Genomic DNA, 542 nt, shown 5'->3' on the forward strand with positions numbered 1-542 from the left:
TGATGTGGGCGGATCATGGCCACGCCTGACCATCATGGATCTCATTCATCAGTTTCCCGATGGACAAATCTGTATTGAGGATAACGGCAAAATTGTCGGCGCTGCGCTGACGATCAAAGTGGACTACAACCGATTTTCACTTCCTCACCTGTACACTGACATCATCACCGAAAATAACGTCATTCAGAACCAAGTGACAGGCGATGCCATGTATGGCCTAGATGTGTTTGTTCACCCTGATTACCGTGGGCTTCGCTTGGGCCGACGTCTTTACGACGCGCGCAAAGAGTTGTGCCGCAGCAAAAACTTTAAAGCAATACTAGCCGGTGGCCGCATTCCGAATTACCACCAATACGCGGATGAACTGAGCGTTGCAGAGTACATCGACAAAGTAAAACGCCGCGAATTGCACGACCCGATCCTCTCATTCCAGCTTGCGAATGACTTTGATGTTAAACGCATCATGCGTGGCTATTTGCCAGAAGATAACGCCTCAAAAGGCTACGCCACGTTGCTAGAGTGGGATAATTTTTTCTACGAGG

The 542-nt window shown here is 49.1% G+C and carries 1 protein-coding gene; it reads left to right on the top strand.

The window, feature by feature from the left end; translation table 11 throughout:
• Positions 1 to 542 (top strand): GNAT family N-acetyltransferase (locus tag R8N47_RS27790; RefSeq protein ID WP_318186431.1); only part of this gene is annotated, 542 nt, incomplete at both ends.

This window comes from Vibrio sp. 2132-1 (genome assembly GCF_033344315.1).